Below are 18,429 nucleotides of genomic sequence, written 5' to 3'. Positions count from 1 at the left end.
CTTTATCATGCACATGCCGATATTTTAAATAGAAATGAAATACATATACGTACGTTAGCAAAGAAGGAAGCTTGTTCCATTAAGACGATCATCCAACTTCAATATAAGAATTCATAGTCCTACATATCAAGGGGGAACATTTCTACTAATGAACAGTTTGTTTATGCGTATCTTTTTATTTTTTTCCTGTCTGATGCTGGCGGCAGGAGCCGTTCTCGGCATTACCATGTATCGCTCATCTGCACAGCTGGTTGAACAATCGATGGGCATGCAGGCACAGGCTGTTGCCGAACGAGCAGCACAATCCATAGACACCTCCCTGTATGCGCCGCTTAGTACAGGACAGGATCAAACCGAGTATTACGATACATTGCGCGAACAACTCAGCCAGCTTCGTCAGGCCAATGGATTGAAGTATCTATACACGCTTGGTAAGCGTGAAGATAACGGAGCCGCATCGTATTATTACGTGGTGGATGGCGCTGCTCCGGATGTGGAAGAGGATGATTTCTCTCCCTACGGGTCCCCAGAAGAGAACCACTATGCGGGAATGCTGCAAGCCTTTGCACAAAACGAACCTTTCCGGGGCGATCTGACCCAGGATGAATACGGCGCAACGATTACAGCCTATGTACCAATTCACGGGGCTAATGGGGAACTGCTTGGTCTGGTTGGCGCAGACCTCGACTCCACCGCCGTCTACGAGTTAATGACACGCAATCGGATGACCATGATCTGGACTGCCCTTGCCATCGTATTACTCAGCGTGCTGCTGGTCTATGGATTTGCTCATTATTTGACCCGTCCTCTGGTGAAACTGAAGAAGATCATTGCTGAGGTAGGCAAGGGTGATCTGACCGTCGATGTCGAGCTTGGACGGAAGGATGAGGTCGGACAACTGGCTTCGGAGTTCAAACATCTGGTCACGGATACAAGAGATGTCATGACAGGCATCCGCAAAAGCTCCGATTCCCTGCTGCAAGCAGCCGAAGGGGTATCCAGACACTCGCAGGCGACAGCGGAAGCCAGCCAGCGCATTGCCGAGCACACAGACCACACAGCCAAAGGGGCTGCGGAGCAGGTTGCACGCGCGGGGGAAGTTACTGTAGCGATGGAGGAAATTACACGCAGCATGCAGCATATTGCGAATTCATCTTCCATGGTGGCTGATGTATCCGAGGAGACGACCCATAACGCGATACAGGGCCAGACCAACATCAACACCGCGATCGACCGCATGGACAAGATTCATCAGGCCAACGCCCAGATGGAAGCATCTACCTCCCAGCTTGCGCAATACTCCAGCAAAATTGAATCGGTAGCCCACATGATGAAGGGCATCGCTTCTCAGACCAGTCTGCTGGCATTAAATGCAAGCATTGAAGCTGCTCGGGCCGGGGAACATGGCAGCGGATTCGCCGTTGTTGCTTCCGAGGTTCGGAAGCTTGCGGGAGAATCAGAGCAATCGTCCCAGCATGTGACTGAACTGATCGCAGAAATGACGAGACAGACTGCCGTTTTATCTTCGCATATGTCGGCCAGTACCTCAGAAGTTCAAGCCGGTCTTGCTGTTGTTCAGGAAGCAGGACGTTCATTCACGTCTATTCATTCCGGCATTGAGACGATGAATGAACGTCTGCACGAAGTGTCCGCCGCTTCCGAACAGCTCTCCGCGAGTGCCGAAGAAGTATCTGCTTCCGTTGAGGATATGGAACATATCTCGCGCAAGTCCTCTTCCAGCATTCAGGAGGTTTCGGCTGCAACTGACGGGCAGCTTCAATCGATGGATGAGATGAGTACGTCCGCGGAATCCCTTCGTGTGTTGTCTAGTGAATTGAACGGGTTGATAAGCCGATTCAAAATATAAATCGGATTGCAGGTGGGCAATCCATGGGAGCCCACCAGATGAATACAAAAAAGCCGCAAGGCAGGGAACGGAAACATGGGGTCTACCCCATTCCTGTTCACTCTGCCTGCGGCTTTTTATTGTTCTACCTTTAATGGAGGCTGGCCTCGCGGCTGCCTGAATTAATAACGCTGCGGAGCAGCTTTTTTGCCCAAATCCGTCATGTATGTGAAGAACGCTTCTGGATCGGTATCATACACGAGTTGTACTGGACGTCCGTCTGCTTGTTCCACCGTACGGCCTTGGCTTGGACCATCCGGAATAACAATACAGTTCACCGTTTTCTTCTTCACGATGTCCTCACGTCCAACGGAAGCCGTAGTCAACACATCCCACAGATAGTACGTGGAATTCGTTTCACTGTATACCAGCGGCGGACATCCTGCGTAACAGTTACCCAGGAAGTCAACGCCTTCAAAGCGGCGCTCTGCAGCCCAACGGTTACGTACAGCAGGTGTCAGAGGTACTTTGTTTGTGCTTTCCAGGGCTACCAGATCAATCTGGATACCGCTCTGCCATACACGGTAAGCCGCTTCCGGGTCCCAGAATACGTTCCATTCTGCTGTACCATCATGCTCAGGCTCTTCAACGTTCCCTCTTTCGAACGTTCCACCCATCCATACAAGCTTGTCAATTTTCTCTTCAATGTCTGGTGCTTCGTCCAGTGCACGCGCGAGGTCAGTCAGCGGTCCTGTGAACAGGAGCAGCGTTTTGCCTTCGGTGTTGCGCACTTTCTCAATCAGATGCTGGTGAGCCGGAACGGCAGACAAAGGAGCTTCCATTTTGCCGGACTCGTTCAGTACTGGAAGTGCATCTACATAGAAGGAGTGCAATCTCCACGCCGCAGGAAATGGATTTTTCCCTCTGGAGTTGGATTTCGCTACCTCTACGGAATATGTGCCGAAGCGATCGATAATTTTACGGCTGGCATCTGTAGCTGGCTCTAGATATCCATCTGCCGGAATAACCGATACACCGGTTACATTTACATTGTCCATTTGCAGAAGCATGAACAGCGATACGAGGTCATCCACGCCGCCGTCATGGTTAAAGTACACATTAAGTTGGTTCGTCATGCTTGTTTTCATCCTTCCCCCTGGTTGTCCCATTGATGTTCATCCCGTCCGTCTGCCTGTGGCTGACGTTACCTCTATTATGTCCCAAAACCCTTGGCCACGTAAACCTTCCTCGTACAAAGAAAATAGCGACCAGGTTTGTTTCTGCGGATATTTTACAGTTCCTCCATTCCATCTCAGCATATACCCGGATCAACCTGCACTCCAATATAAAAATGGTAAAAAAAGGACAGTAGGCTTGAGGTCCCCACTGTCCTTGTCTGAATCTATCCGTCTATTACATGGATTGTTTTTGCTTCTCTTTGGCCTTCTCTGCAACAGGCACATACTTGCCTGGCCAGAAAGCCCATTTGCCCAGCAACGTTGTAATGGCTGGCACCATGAACGGTCGAACAAGGAACGTATCGAGCAAGACACCCGCAGCCGTGATAATACCGAACTGCACCAGCACCTGTATAGGCAGTGTTGCCAGCACGGCAAACGTACCTGCGAGAATCAGACCTGCGGAAGTAATAACAGATCCGGTTTCACCCACACCTTCCTTGATCGCTTGGCGAAGTGGCATCGTTTTGCGTTTTTGCCAGATGCTTGAGATCATGAAGATGTTGTAGTCCTCACCCAGCGCCACAAGGAATACGAAGGAATACAGCGGAATCGCTCCCTGAATGGCGTCTGCTCCCAATCCATAGTGAATAATGAGCCAACCCAGGCCCAATGCAGAGAAGTAGGATAGTACTACTGTCGCGATCAGATACGCCGTCGCTACGACGGAACGCAGGTATAACAGCAGCAGCAATGTGATCATTCCGATCACCACTGGAATAATGATGCTGGCATCCCGCTCTCCAGTGACTTCGATATCATACTGCTCAGCCGTCTGACCGTCGATCCAGACATGGCTGTCCACGCTTGTTATTCCAGCATCTTTCAATGCCTGTTCAGCCGTTGCCCGCAGATCCGGGATATGCTGCATCGCCTCCATAGAGTATGGATTCAGATTGAATTCCACATCGTAAGCGGTGATGTTTGCATTCTCAGCACCCTGCTGCGCTTCACCTACCTTGCTTACGTAATCCAGCGATTCCAGGCGTTGTTTCAGATCTGTCTGGCTGCCTTCTGTATCGATAATCACTTTCGCCGGAGCGAGTTCACCTTCCGAGAACTGTTCTCCAATGACTTTGAAACCTTCACGAGAAGCAACATTCTCCGGGAAGGATGATAGCAAGTCATACGTGAATTTAATTTGGCTAGAGAAAGCAGCCAGTCCACCCAACAACACCAGTGTAATCGCCAGTACTGTCCACGGTTTGGTTACTACTGTACGGCCAATCCAGCTTTCCTTGATTTTACGCGGAGCAGGCGCTGGTTTGCCTTTTTTCTTCGCACGTTCTACTTCCATATCATGCGTACGCGGTACAAACGGGTAGAATGAACCTCGACCGAAGATCGCGAGCAAAGCCGGAACCAGTGTCAGGCTCGCAATAAACATGATGAAGATGGATAAACTGAATGGTACGGCAAAACGGTGATAGGCACCATATTCTGCGAACAGCAGTACAAGCAATGCTGCAACAACTGTAAATCCACTCATGGCAATCGCACCGGACGATCCGGTAATCGCCTGGAAGAGTGCTTTCTTTTTATCCGGCTCATGATAGAGAACTTGACGGAATCTGGAGATCATGAACAGACAATAGTCCGTTCCTGCGCCGAACAACAGCACCGTCATAATAGAGATGGACTGCGCGTCCACTGTAATCCAGCCCTGATCCGCCATAAATCCGAGAATCGGACTGGTAACCATATAAGCGAACCCAACTGCAATAATCGGGATAATCGCCAGTACGGGCGAACGGTAGATCAACAGCAACAGCACGAGTACCAGCACAACTGTTGCAATCAGCAGAGATACATCCGCAGATGAGAATAATCCACTTGCATCAATCGATATCCCCACCGGACCTGTAACCCGTGCACTTAGTGCGCTGGCATCATCGATGGCAACATCAAATGGATCGGAGCCAAAAATATCTTTCGTTTTCTGCTCCAGCGCTTCAATGCCCTCTTTCAACTGTGACGAATCAGCTTCCTGATTGAAAAAGAGCGGCATAACCAAGGTGCTTCCGTCTTCCGAAAGCTGACCTTTCAGAGCCTCTGGCGGCAACTGATATAGTGGCACCACAGATTGCTGCTGCTCCACCGGATCTTGATCCAGTCGCTCCGTTAACGCCTGAATGTTCTTAATCTGTTCATCCGTCAGCCCGCCGGCTTGACGCCATACGATAAGAGCGGGAACACCTTCGCCGCCGGGAAATTCTTTCTGGGCAACTGCTGCCGCCTGCACCGAGGGCTTGGAATCACTCAGATCCTGCGCGTTATTGGTTTCACGGTCACCAACAGCAGGCCACACCACACCAAGAACAACCGCGATGATGATCCATACCAACAGTGTAATCCATTTGCTTCGTTTGCCGGCAACCCAGCGGCCGTAGCCCGAACCTTCTTGCATTGTCTCTTCATCTCCCTATTTTGGTTCTATGAAGCCGTTTTTATGTGATAAATATAGAAATGAACCACGGGTCATAGTATAATTGACTTAATTATATATACCGGAAGGTTAATATTGCAAATACTAATTTTGTGAACACTTTTGTACAGCCAACATGAATAAGTAAAGAGGTATGCAACCATGAGCAAAAAAACGAACCCTCCCCGCTCGCCGGGCAGGCCCAAAGCCGGTGCCGATCAGGCATCAGCCCAGTCGAAAATACTAATGACCGCCTCGCGGCTATTTATGGAATACGGGTATGAGCCCGTCTCTCTACAGCAAATCGCCTCGCTATGCGGCGTAACCAAAGCATCGATCTATTATCATTTTTCCAGCAAACCGCAGCTATTCACCGTCGCCATCACCAGTATGATGGCTATGGGCATGCAGCAGACAGCTCTCCGTATGGATGCACCAGGTACATTACAAGAGCGGTTGGAGAAAGTTGCGGAAGGACGGATGCAACAATCCCACGTCGATACCGAGACCATGATGCGTGAAGCCAATACCTATCTGGATGCAGATCAGCTGGCCCAGATCCGTGAAGCCGAAGTCCGCATCTATGAAGTCCTCGCCACCCACTTTAAGCGGGAGATGGACAACGGTTATTTGCGATCTGCCAATCCGATGCTGCTTGCCCATGCGTTTACGTCCTTGCTGATGCTGGCAAACCGCGAAGGCGTGCGCGACATGCATGCTACGATTGCCGATCTGGCACATGAGCTGGTAGCTTTATTTTTGGACGGAGCCGCTCACAAGGCGTAAAGATCTCTCCATGCTTTTGCCAATGCGGCGATACCAGCTCAATCAGTCCTGCATGACGATTTGAACCCATAGGAGGAATAAACCATGTCCCAACCAACACCATCCGCACGCATCCCACGTCTGTTAGAAACGAAGCGCATCTATCTGCGTCCATTTGAATCGACTGACGTTGATACCTATTTCCCCGGATTGTTTGACGCCGAGATGCGCAGACTTACTGGAACACAAAACAGCTTCACCCGTACCCAAGTAGAACGTTACATCGAAAACGCGGCCCAGGATGACTCACGCCTGATGCTGCTGATTGCCTTGCAGGAGAATGACCAGGTCATCGGAGAGATTGCCCTGATGGATATGCATACCAAAAATCGCAGTGCGCACATCCGAATCGCCATTGATCATACAGAGCATCAAGGAAAAGGATATGGCAGCGAGGCATTGCTGCTTATGCTGGACTACGGCTTCGGTATCTGCAATCTGCACCGAATCGAGCTTGAAGTGTATGCCTTCAATCAACGTGCGATTCGTACATATGAGAAACTAGGATTTCAACGTGAAGGTTTACGGCGAGATGCCTTGTATTACAATCATCAATATCACGATTCCATTCAGATGAGCATGCTGGAGAATGAATTCCGAGAGCGGCATGTCAGCATACTTGGATAACGAAGACTACGTGCTACCGGGAAGGAATCTCATCTGGTTGGTTTACGTTCCCGGCAAATAACCATGCTCCAGTGGATTTATGCACTACAGCAACCATAAATGGACGATTAACCTCCATCTTGATTGGATCAGTTGGTGGAGCACTTCCAGCCTGCATCTCTACCAGCGTTGAAGCTGCCGCTACAGTCCCTTGCTCGCTCACTTCCATCACGGCACGATGCAGTACCTGACCAATGTATGCTTGCAAGTTCGGCCCGGGAGACATCATTTCCGTGAAATTGGCAGCATACGGATCAAAGGCCATTTCCATCCCCATCTGCTGCAACGTCTCTTTCAGGTTTATGCCATACTCCGCACGAAAACGTGGCAAGGACAGCTCAACTAGGCTATATTCGGAGCCACGATCAAGCCGTTTTGGGTCATCCAGCAACTGCTGCTGAACCTCATCCAGCGTACGCCCCTCTCGTGGTAAAACGACAAGCAGATGCATCTGGCCATCTCCGTAAGGCAGCCTCACCGCCTGCCAATCCTCATTCTCCGAGTATTGGAACTGCTTTGTCTGATGCATCATCCGCACAGATAATGCCTTTCCATTTGCCAGCTTAAACTCATCATCCGTCGTGTACTCCGGGTCAAACTCAGCCATCCAGTTTCCATCAAATGCAATGGCATTCACCAGAATCATCAGGGTTTCCTTTGCAGGTGGCTCCTGCATCAAGTTTGGACTCATACCTTCGGTGTGCTGCTTCACCCATTGATTGATCTCTTCCTTTGCTTGTGCTGGTTGTCCATTGAGTGTCCTGATTTCGGCTTCATACGTTTGCTGTACGGCTGTTTGGTACGTTTCCTCTACCGGAATTCCGTCCTTCACCCACATGGAGTTCGCAATACCGATCTGTATGCCTTTTCCCGGATGGGTCAACAACTGCTGCAAAGCCGCTTGAGAAGCATTCACTTGCTCCATTTCTAGCTCCGACCAGCCCATGACCTTTGCCATCTCTCGCCTAGTCTCACCTACGCTACCGTTATATGCCATGCCAATCGCTGCCGCAATGCTATAAGGAGAGATGAGCAGATTATTCCCATCAGTCTTCTCTTTTGCGCCCATCTGTTGAAGGATGTGCAGTCCCATGGTGTTCATGGATTGGATTGTTTCAGGTTCGATCTCTTTCAGAGCAGCTTTTCGTTCTGACTAGGACAGCTCCTGATTCAAATTGAATTGCATCTTGTTCGGGTCCCCCTTTGCTGAACAGCTCGTCATGATCAGCCCACTTATACAGCATAATAACAGTAGTACTCCTAACCGTGCATGCATCGTAATCCCCCCTCATCCGTAATACTCAGATACCCGTCATAGCAATTTACTGATTCCCTTTTTTTACTAGACGTACGGTTGAGAAAAAAGGTTACTTTACACTCATATGCTAAGGTCACCAATTTCTAATGTAGAAAACACCATTCAAAACGAGTCAAAACGGTTATATCTATACCATATACGAATGGAGGGATTCCCTATGATTCCAGCAACGTTGGAACAATTAGAGCAAGTTCGCAAGGAATGCCGCACCATGGTCAAAAAGAGAGCCACCGCTTCCGCTGGTACAACACTCGTTCCTCTTCCAGGTACAGACGTCCTGGCTGATGTGGGAATGCTCATGCAGCTACTGCCTGCCATTAACAATAAATTCGGATTATCGCAAAAACAGCTCGACGGGTTGGACCCTGAGACCAAATCCATGATCTACGGATTCGTCATGTCCATCGGAAGTAAAGTCATTGGACGTATGGTAACCAAAGAACTGGTAGTAGTCGTGCTAAAAAGGGTCGGAGTACGCGTAGCCACCAAATCAGTCGCCAAATTTGTACCTTTTGCAGGTCAAGGACTGGCTGCCGCGCTCAGCTTTACAGCCATGCGGTATGTCGGCAACAAACATGTTGAGGACTGTTATGAGGTCGTGAAACGTATGATCGAGCAGCGTGAATTACTACCGGGCGAGCCGGCACCTTCTGCGCTTGAGGAAGCAGACGAAGATCCAAAGCTGGAGGTAAAGACGTCATCCGGCGACAACGAAGGTAAAGCTCCAGAAGATTCGAAAAAGGACTAAAGAAAGAAGAAATTATATCGTGGGACTTTCCGCGGTAGCAAACAAATAGCCGGGTTCACCTAAAGGGTGAACCCGGCTATTATTTTAATGCCATCTAGGATCAGATCGCCTGTGGCTGTTGCTCCGTAAACTGACTGTTGTACAGATCAGCATAGAAGCCTTGTTTCTCCATCAGTTCCTCATGATTACCCTGCTCAATCACGTTACCATGATCCATGACAAGAATCAGGTCGGCTCCGCGAATGGTGGACAATCTGTGGGCAATAACAAAGCTGGTGCGATCCTTCATCAGATCATTCATCGCTTTCTGGATGAACACTTCGGTCCGTGTATCGACACTGCTCGTCGCTTCATCGAGAATCAGAATGGCCGGATTCGCCAGAATTGCTCTCGCAATAGTCAACAATTGTTTCTGCCCCTGTGAAATGTTCGATGCTTCTTCATTCAGCACCGTATCATATCCATCAGGCAAAGTACGAATGAAGTGATCAGCATGGGCCGCATCGGCTGCCTTGATGACTTCTTCTTCCGTTGCGCCTTCTCGGCCATAGGCGATGTTGTCACGAATCGTTCCGTTGAACAGCCATGTGTCCTGAAGCACCATCCCAAACAGGCTGCGCAGCTTGCCGCGCTCCATGTCCACGATATTAACACCGTCAATTGTAATTTGGCCGTCCTGAATTTCGTAGAAACGCATCAGGAGGTTGATCAGCGTTGTTTTCCCCGCTCCAGTCGGTCCGACGATGGCTACCGTCTGTCCCGGTTTTACATCAATATTCATATTTTGAATGAGTAACTCATCCGCTTTATATCCAAAATTCACACCATGGAATGCAACGGCACCCTGTGGATACTGCAATTGTACTGGTTTTGAAGATTCTGGAACCTCTTCCTCTTCATCCAGCAATTCAAATACCCGCTCCGCCGAAGCGATGGTGGACTGAATGATATTCGAGATGTTGGCAATCTGGTTAATTGGCTGAGTGAACTGACGGGAGTACTGTGTGAATGCAAGGATATCCCCGATGGAGATGGCACCACGTGTAACAAAGATCCCACCGACCACACAAATCAGCACATAACCAAGGTTACCTACAAACGTCATCAGTGGCATAATAATCCCTGAGATAAACTGGGCTTTCCAACCGGATTCATACAGCTCTTCGTTCACTTTTTCGAACTGCTCTACCGAATGTTCTTCCCGTCCAAAGGCTTTGACCACCTTATGTCCGGTGTACATTTCCTCGACATGGCCATTCAATTCACCAAGTGATTTCTGCTGGCCTGCAAAGTGTTTTTGCGAACGGGATGCCACCAGAATAACAACAACTACACTTAATGGCAGTGTCAAAATGGTTATCAGGGTCATCCATGGACTAATGGTCAACATCATGATGATAACCCCGACAATGGTGACTACAGACGTAATGAACTGCGCCAAACTTTGCTGGAGCGTATTACTGATGTTGTCCACATCGTTCGTCGCCCGGCTTAATGTTTCCCCGTGGGTACGGGAGTCAAAATATTTCAGCGGCAGACGTCCAACCTTGGCACTGATCTGCTCACGCATGTCATACACAACTCGCTGAGCAACACCAGCCATCAGATATTGCTGAATGTACATGAAAGCTGCACTAAACAGATAGAGTCCCCCAAGCAGATACAATACTTTCATCAAGGCAGGAAAATCAATGCCGGCCCCCTGTACACCCTGAAGGATGGCAATAGCGCCTTTACTGAGAATATCCGTACCTTCTGCCATAACCTTTGGGCTGATAATGCTGAACACGGTACTTAGAATTGCAGCAACCAGCACACCCAGCAAACGATAGCTGTGGGGCTGAAGATAACGCATCAAGCGTCGCAGTGTACCTTTGAAATCCTTCGCTTTCTCCACGGGAGGCCGCATGCCCATTCCGCCTCCGGGATGACCCGGCCCGCCAGGGGGACGAGATGACTTGCGTTCTGTACGTTCACTCATGCGATCTCCTCCTCTGTCAGCTGGGAGGATACAATCTCGCGATATACTTCATTGTGCTCCATCAGCTCTTTATGTGTTCCCGAACCGACAATCCGTCCCTCATCCATAACCAGAATGCGATCTGCATCCATAACCGTACTTACGCGCTGAGCCACAATAAGCACTGCTGCTTCAGTCGTTTCGGACTTCAGGGCAGCACGAAGTTTGGCATCGGTTTTGAAATCGAGAGCCGAGAAGCTGTCGTCAAAAATATATACTTCCGGACGGCGAACCAGTGCGCGTGCAATGGACAAACGCTGCTTCTGTCCACCGGATACGTTGTTACCTCCCTGCGCAATGACGCTATCGTAACCGTCTTTCATCTCCGTAATGAAGTTCTCTGCCTGGGCCGTTTGAGCGGCTCGAACAATCTCCTCCATCGTAGCGTCATCCTTCCCGTGGCGGATATTCTCCGCAATTGTTCCGGTGAAAAGAATCGCTTTTTGTGGTACAAATCCGATTTTGGCCCGCAGATCTTCCTGCCGTAGCTCACGGACATCTGTTCCATTTACCCGTACACTGCCCTCCGTTACATCATAGAAACGTGGAATGAGACTGAGCAATGTGGATTTACCTGAGCCCGTACCCCCAATAATCGCTGTGGTCTCACCCGGGCGTGCCGTAAATGAAATGCCTGACAACGCAGCATTTTCCGCACCCGGATAACGGAATGTCACGTTATCGAATTCAATCGTGCCTTGCAACGATTTCATCTCACGAGGCTGCTCTGGGTTGCTGAGATCCGGATGCATATCCAATACTTCGTTGATCCGCTCTGCCGAAGCCGAAGCTCTTGGAATCATGACAAAGATAATGGAAACCATAATGAGGGAGAACATGATTTGCATCGCATACTGAATAAAGGCAATTAATGAACCAATATTCATATTCCCGCTGTCGATACGCTGTCCACCGAAATACAGGATGGCAATCATTGAAAAGTTCATAACCAGCATCATAACAGGCATTAATGTTGCCATGAGCACATTCACTTTAATGGAAACGTCTCTCAGATCTGTATTGGCTCCATTAAAGCGAGCACGTTCATGTTCCCCACGATTAAAGGAACGAACCACGCGAATCCCAGTTAGTTGCTCACGCAGGACCAGATTGAGTCGGTCGAGTTTTTTCTGAATTTGTTTGAACAAAGGTAGACCTTTCGCACCAATCAGTGCAATGGCTCCAGCCAGTACAGGCAAGACAACCAGGAAGATGGTCGATAATTTGGCATCCTGGGATACCGCCATGAAGATACCACCGATACACATCATCGGAGCCATAACCATCATGCGCAGCATCATCGTTAATACGTTCTGTACCTGCGTAATATCATTGGTGGTACGGGTAATTAGTGAAGCTGTACCCAATTTATCAAATTCCTGCAGCGAATAGTTCTCCACATGGCGGAATACTCTGCTGCGCAGCTGTTTGGCAAATCCACCCGCTGTGCGGGATGAAAGGTAACTGGCTGTGATGGAACAAGCCGTGCCTGCTATCGCAATCACCAGCATCCAGCCACCAATCTGCCAGATGTATGGAACATCTCCTTTTATTATGCCGCCATTAACGATGTCCGCCATCAGGGTTGGCAAATACAGTTCAGCTAACGACTGTAACAGCACCAGACCCAGTATGAAGAAAATGGGGACTCGGTAAGGCTTAAGCATGCGAAACAATTTCATCATGGCTTATCATCTCCTTGTGTGGACGCATCCATCTGTTGGGAAACCTTTGTATCAAAAAAGGTGTACACCTTGGTCAACAATGCCGCTAATTGAAGACTGTCTTCCTCACCCAGATGCTCAACGAGCTTATTAAATATCTCCATGCGCTCCTGATGTGCCGCCCGAATAATTTCACGACCTGCTTCGGTAATGGTGATGCGGACTGCGCGACGATCCTCCGGGTCCATGGTTCGTTCAACCAGCCCTTCGTCTTCAAGCCCTCGAATGACAGGAGTAATCGTCGGCGATTTCACACGCAACAAAGCACTAATTTCCGATACTTTTAGTCCTGGATGATTTGAATGTAGTGTGTCATTGAAATTAGGAGGATTATCCTGCCAATTCAATCGTTCTCCCGGATGCATGCCGTGGAGCAAACAACCCAGTACCATAATTTCATTGTGATTACGCCCATGTGGTTTATGTTGCCTCCATTTGCCTTTATTAAACTGCATAATGGAATACAAAAGCTTCTGGGCAACCGGATCTATGCCAGTCATTATTGTCCCCCCTTTAATTTCATTATCATTCCATAGACGTCCAACATCATAGGACATCTATTAAATAGCATTCCAATTAAATAGCCAATCAATTAATTAGGTGTACTAAGTATATTCCTGCAAAAGTTGAATGTCAAATAGCAAATGCACACCAAAAAACCGTGACTTTAAAGTCACGGTTTTGAACCAAAATATAAGAATCAGGACTGTGAAGCAGAAACAGTTTTGAGCGCGGAAGCAAAAGGGAAATACTCCTTCGCATTGTTGTAGGCGATGCCCTGTACGATCTGTCCAAGCAGTTCCATATCATGTGGTACCTCGCCCTGTTCGGCCCATTCACCGATGAGGTTGCAGACCAGGCGGCGGAAATACTCATGTCGTGTGTAGGAGAGGAAACTGCGGGAATCGGTTAGCATACCGACGAAACGGCTGATTAGACCTACATTCGCCAGCGCCTTCATTTGAGCGAGCATGCCGTCCTTCGTATCGTTGAACCACCAGGCTGCACCAAGCTGGATTTTGCCTGGAATGCCGCCGCCCTGGAAGCTGCCGATAATCGCTGCGAGCACTTCATTGTCCCGAGGATTCAAGGAATACAAGATCGTTTTCGGCAGTGCCTGCTGCTGCTCCAGCGCATCGAGTAATCCGATCATGGCTGAGGAAAGCGGCGTATCATTAACGGAATCATAACCGGTATCCGGGCCAAGCTGGGCGAACATACGGCTGTTATTGTTGCGGGCCGCATTAATATGGAACTGCATTACCCAGCCCCGATCTGCGTACAGCTTGCCGAGGAAAGTCAGTGTTACCGTCTTGTACTTGTCCTCTTCCTCACGACTAACCTTCTCCCCTGCAATAGCCTTGGCAAAAATCGCTGCTGCTTCCTCACGTGTGGCCGTGCCGTAAGGTACATAATCGAGTGCATGGTCAGACACCCGGCCTCCTACGGAGTGGAAGAACTCTACCCGGGACTCTAGGGCCGAGAGGAATGAGTCATAATCGAAAATCGCCGTTCCGGCTGCCTGCGACAGCTTGCCTACCCATTCCGAGAAGGTGTCACGGTTCAATTCCAATCCTTTATCCGGACGGAATGAAGGCAGTACAGCGGTATCGAAACCTTCGATCTCCTGAATCTTCAGGTGATATTCCAAGGAATCACATGGATCATCCGTCGTGCATACCACGGTAACATTGGATTTGGTAATGAGATCACGTGCACCGAATCCGTCACTGTTCAGCTTCGCATTTACTTTTTCCCAGATAGCCGGGGCGCTCGTCTCATTCAACACTTCATAGACACCGAAATAACGCTGTAATTCCAAATGAGACCACGCGTACAGCGGGTTACCAATCATCATCGGTACAGTTTTGGCGTACGCCAGAAAACGATCATAATCGGTTACGCCCTCTCCTCCCGTAATGTACTGCTCCTCAATCCCGTTTGCGCGCATCAGCCGCCATTTGTAGTGATCACCGTATAACCAAGCCTCTGTAATATTGCCAAAGGTTTTATTCTCGTAGATCTCCTGTGGACTCAAGTGGCAGTGATAGTCAATAATCGGCATGTCCTTCGCATAGTCCTCATATAACTTGATCGCTGTTTCATTGTGCAGCAAAAATTGTTCATCCAGAAAAGACTTCATTCGCCTCGCACGCTCCCTTTAGGTGAGTTTACGTTCATATGGGTTTACTTCCCAATCTTTACGCTACACTGTTTGCCCACAAAGTTCAATATAAAATGATAGCGTTATCACAAAAGGTTGATTTAGGCATATTTCCTGGAACGAGGTATACTGGTTTTAATCTAAATGATGCTGATCTGAAGATGATAGAAGGAGATGAAATGGATGAAAATAACATTTCTCGGTACAGGAGACATGTTCAGCGTGGAGCAACACCACAACAGTATGCTGGCCGAATTCGGGGATACACATCTGGTGATTGATTTTCCGGAATCCAACGTAAAAGCATTAAAGGAATACGGCTATCCCATGACGGATATTCATAATGTGTATATCACCCATCTGCATGAAGATCATATTAACGGAGTACAGATGCTCGGATATTATTCACAGATTGTGGGCGACCGCAAGCCACGTCTGTTTATCCACGAAGAACTGGTTGATCCGTTATGGAATATTTTATCCCCAGGCATGCGTTATACAACCGATGGGGAGCGTACGATGAGCGACTATTATGATATCGTACCTTTACCGGATGGAGGCACATTTGAACTGGGGGGCGTAACGTTTGAGACTTTTCGAACACAACACGTGCCGGGTATGGTCAGCAACGGCCTTCTTGCAAAGCCCTACTTCTACTATAGCGCAGACAGCACGCTCGATCAGGAACGGGTAGAGCAGGCCGCCACAGACGTACAGCTCATTTTCCACGAATGTCATATGCATGATCTGGTGATCAAATCACACACCTCACTGAAGGATCTGCAACAACTTCCTGCCGAAGTGAGACAGAAAACTGTGCTCATGCATTATCATGATGAATACGCTGATGCGGACAAACGGGCACAGTTCAACCAAGAACATGATCTAAGAATGGTGGGCACGCTGGAGTCGTTTGAACTGGAAGTGTAGTACGCAACTCGAACTATATGTATCACCAAAATAAAGAGGCGGCATCCATTCAGGTTCCTTTGAAGGAGCATTTCGGGTGCTGCCTTTCTATTGATCTGCATTCCATGATTTCATATATTCAATAGTTTCAGGAGATGGTTTGGCTTTCACATGAATGTAATCTTCCGTTCGCTGATCATTTGGTCCGTAGGAAATTTTGATATATATATCCTGATACGTTTTAATGCTATTGCTATGGATCTCCGCTTTGGGCTTCAAAATATAATCTCTGAGTAAACTTAATCCCAACGGTTCTTTTCCAGGGCCCAGAGTCGTCTCGTGCGTATTTCCCGTATTGGAGTTAAGGAGCTCTGTGGCGTTAATACTATTCATCAAGGATGGATCAAGTGTAAAAGACTGTATTACATTGACCATCGGTACCCGGGCCTCTTGAACAGAAATCTCATATATAATGCGGTCCAGATCAGATTCTTGATGAACTCTAACAGTAGCAGTCAAGCTATAATCATCTGGCAAACGCTCCTGAAAGGAATCTGGATTTTTCAGCAAACGCTGGGTCAAATCTCTTCGTTCGGTATTCAGCGTATAATCATCCGTTCGCTTTGGTTCTCCCCTTGGCCCTTTGTTTGTTCCCCAACTGCAAGCCCCCAGACAGACCGCCATTACAAGCAGCCACAACCCCAAGTGTACTAATTTCCTCACCCGATTTCCCCCTCGGTATGATCTATCTAAGATGAACACGAACCGATTTTAATAGTAATCATTATATTGGTTTATTATTCCATATAAGGATAACACGAATAAACTCACTCCACCTAACATAAAAAACCACCTGCCTGGCAGATGATCACCAGTTCAGATGGTTTAACTGTCTATATATGAAGATTCACTGATCAATGATCCTCACCGTATTATTGAGCATCAGATTCCTCACCCTGATCCGGAAGAACCCACACGGAGACGCCCCCACCACATACATGGAAAGTGGCCCATCCGTCTTTCTCAATAGTAATGCTATCCTCACAGCTGTGCGTCAGATCGGTCCAGACTTCGCCAGCACGGTGTTCGCCAACAAACATTCTTTTCTCACCATCATCACCATTCGAGATAACTACTGCACAACCAGAACCTTCGATTTCGTCCACCCCGCGGCGTACCCACCCAATCGTGTTCGCGTGATCGAAGTAATCTTCCTGCTCTCCATAAGCTTTGTCGTAACGGGCTGACATCAGAATGTCGAGAATGTCCTTCTTGCCCTCGACAGGTTCGGGACCACCAATGCCGTAATAATCACCGTAAAAGACAACCGGATAACCGTCACGACGCAGCAGCGTCAGCGCATATGCGCTCGGCTTGAACCAATCGCCTACCCAGGATTCCAGCGCTTCATGCGGTTGGGAATCATGGTTATCGACAAACGTTACAGCATGCGTTGGATGTGTCTGCACCAGGGTATCATCAAAAATCTTGGAAAGATCGAAATCCCGCCCAGCCAGAGAGGCTTCATGAAGTTTGTAATGCAGGGACACATCGAACAGATCAATCTGATAGTCCACCGTATCCAGGAATTCACGGCATGCATCGAGATTGGAGTTCCAGAACTCACCTACAATGTAGAAGTCCTGCCCGCGTTTGCGGATCATCTCAGCAGCGAATTCCTTGATGAATTCGTGGTTGATATGTTTGATCGCATCCAGTCGAAAACCGCTGCATTGCAGCGTATCGATGAGCCATTTTCCCCATTGGAGCATTTCCTGCCGGACATCCGGGTGATTGTAATCGATATTGGCGAACATCAGGTAATCATAATTGCCGAACTCATCGTCGACATTTTGATTCCAGTTCTTGTTATCCCCCGCAATGCGGAACACACCGCTCCGTTCTTCCTTGGCATCAAAGTCGGTACCGTTGAAGTGTTCGGCGTTCCATTTGAAAGAGGAGTACTGATCCCCGCGGCCCGGAAATGTGAATTTGGTCCAGCCCTCAATCTCGAACGGTTTGGAGATTTCCTTCAATCGATCATTGGGATCAACCTCAATCACCTTGAAAACTTCCGTCTCATCGGCCCCCGCCTTATGGTTCATCACCAGATCCACATAGACGGCAACACCATTCTTCTGGCACTCGGCAATCGCATCCACCAGTTCCTGCTTGGTACCGTATTTGGTGCGCACGCTGCCTTTCTGGTCAAATTCGCCCAGATCGTACAGGTCATATACGCCGTAACCGGTATCCTCGGGAGATACGGCTTTGGTCACCGGAGGCACCCACACGGAGTCAATGCCTTTTGCTTTCAGTTCTGGCGCCATTTCGGCCAATCGTTTCCAGTGGTTTCCGTCTGCGGCCAGGTGCCATTCAAAAAACTGCATCATCGTATGATTTCTCTTCATTCCCAACCGACCTCCTTGATTGCTTTCGAAGCGGACCACGGCACGTATCTGTATCGTCCTTGTTCGTTCGTATGCTATCCAAGTAATACCCTTTTCGGCCTATCCTTCAATCATGCACAGCAAAGAAAGCTGAAA

General features: G+C 48.6%; 14 protein-coding genes. 5 read left to right on the top strand and 9 right to left on the bottom strand.

The genetic code is table 11. The features are described from left to right. The first annotated feature begins 148 nt into the window (after positions 1-148). On the top strand, positions 149-1,867 hold the full coding sequence (locus tag AC4PM4_RS10690; RefSeq protein WP_491613580.1) for a methyl-accepting chemotaxis protein: 1,719 nt from the start codon (positions 149-151) through the stop codon (positions 1,865-1,867). Between the two features lie 161 nt (positions 1,868-2,028). Here AC4PM4_RS10690 and AC4PM4_RS10685 read toward each other — a convergent pair whose 3' ends face one another. Continuing rightward, positions 2,029-2,994, bottom strand: a complete 966-nt coding sequence (locus tag AC4PM4_RS10685; protein WP_433922113.1) for a nucleoside hydrolase — start codon at positions 2,992-2,994, stop codon at positions 2,029-2,031. Positions 2,995-3,259: 265 nt separating this feature from the next. Beyond that, positions 3,260-5,491: an MMPL family transporter gene (locus AC4PM4_RS10680; protein WP_063567308.1), complete on the bottom strand. Its 2,232-nt coding sequence runs from the start codon at positions 5,489-5,491 to the stop codon at positions 3,260-3,262. Between the two features lie 180 nt (positions 5,492-5,671). Here AC4PM4_RS10680 and AC4PM4_RS10675 point away from each other — a divergent pair, with 180 nt between their 5' ends. Together AC4PM4_RS10675 and AC4PM4_RS10670 are read left to right on the top strand one after the other, a co-directional pair. Beyond that, positions 5,672-6,295 carry a TetR/AcrR family transcriptional regulator gene (locus AC4PM4_RS10675; protein WP_064641773.1) on the top strand — a complete coding sequence of 208 codons (624 nt, stop codon included), beginning with the start codon at positions 5,672-5,674 and terminating at the stop codon, positions 6,293-6,295. Between the two features lie 84 nt (positions 6,296-6,379). Further along, a complete protein-coding gene (locus AC4PM4_RS10670; protein WP_072733712.1) occupies positions 6,380-6,961 on the top strand; it encodes a GNAT family N-acetyltransferase in 582 nt (193 codons plus the stop codon). A gap of 13 nt (positions 6,962-6,974) precedes the next feature. Here the strand turns inward: AC4PM4_RS10670 and AC4PM4_RS10665 are convergent, their stop codons facing one another. Further along, entirely contained in the window at positions 6,975-8,102 is a 1,128-nt protein-coding gene (locus AC4PM4_RS10665; RefSeq protein ID WP_491613579.1) for a serpin family protein, read from the bottom strand. A gap of 373 nt (positions 8,103-8,475) precedes the next feature. On the opposite strand from AC4PM4_RS10665, the gene AC4PM4_RS10660 reads away from it, so the two are divergent. Beyond that, positions 8,476-9,066, top strand: coding sequence for a hypothetical protein (locus AC4PM4_RS10660; protein ID WP_063567312.1), 591 nt, complete (start codon positions 8,476-8,478; stop codon positions 9,064-9,066). Between the two features lie 100 nt (positions 9,067-9,166). Here the strand turns inward: AC4PM4_RS10660 and AC4PM4_RS10655 are convergent, their stop codons facing one another. The 4 genes from AC4PM4_RS10655 to uxaC all read right to left on the bottom strand — a co-directional run bounded on the left by AC4PM4_RS10655 (position 9,167) and on the right by uxaC (position 14,953). After that, positions 9,167-11,047 (bottom strand): ABC transporter ATP-binding protein, encoded by a 1,881-nt coding sequence (locus AC4PM4_RS10655; protein WP_063567313.1) that lies wholly within the window; start codon positions 11,045-11,047, stop codon positions 9,167-9,169. Beyond that, a complete protein-coding gene (locus tag AC4PM4_RS10650) occupies positions 11,044-12,771 on the bottom strand; it encodes an ABC transporter ATP-binding protein (protein ID WP_072733715.1) in 1,728 nt (575 codons plus the stop codon). Before AC4PM4_RS10650 ends, AC4PM4_RS10655 begins: the two co-directional genes overlap by 4 nt. Next, positions 12,768-13,310: a MarR family winged helix-turn-helix transcriptional regulator gene (locus AC4PM4_RS10645; protein ID WP_063567315.1), complete on the bottom strand. Its 543-nt coding sequence runs from the start codon at positions 13,308-13,310 to the stop codon at positions 12,768-12,770. The genes AC4PM4_RS10650 and AC4PM4_RS10645 overlap by 4 nt, the downstream gene beginning before the upstream one ends. Positions 13,311-13,510: 200 nt before the next feature. Beyond that, positions 13,511-14,953 carry a glucuronate isomerase gene (gene uxaC / locus AC4PM4_RS10640; protein ID WP_491613578.1) on the bottom strand — a complete coding sequence of 481 codons (1,443 nt, stop codon included), beginning with the start codon at positions 14,951-14,953 and terminating at the stop codon, positions 13,511-13,513. 204 nt (positions 14,954-15,157) lie between these two features. On the opposite strand from uxaC, the gene AC4PM4_RS10635 reads away from it, so the two are divergent. Further along, positions 15,158-15,904, top strand: a complete 747-nt coding sequence (locus tag AC4PM4_RS10635) for an MBL fold metallo-hydrolase (protein ID WP_491613577.1) — start codon at positions 15,158-15,160, stop codon at positions 15,902-15,904. 87 nt (positions 15,905-15,991) lie between these two features. Here AC4PM4_RS10635 and AC4PM4_RS10630 read toward each other — a convergent pair whose 3' ends face one another. Beyond that, entirely contained in the window at positions 15,992-16,606 is a 615-nt protein-coding gene (locus AC4PM4_RS10630; protein WP_269054030.1) for a hypothetical protein, read from the bottom strand. 209 nt (positions 16,607-16,815) lie between these two features. Further along, on the bottom strand, positions 16,816-18,294 hold the full coding sequence (locus AC4PM4_RS10625; RefSeq protein ID WP_491613576.1) for an alpha-amylase: 1,479 nt from the start codon (positions 18,292-18,294) through the stop codon (positions 16,816-16,818). Between the last annotated feature and the right edge of the window lie 135 nt (positions 18,295-18,429).

The organism is Paenibacillus sp. MDV22-iso6, from assembly GCF_058408365.1.
This window is presented reverse-complemented; position numbering and strand designations above follow the sequence as displayed.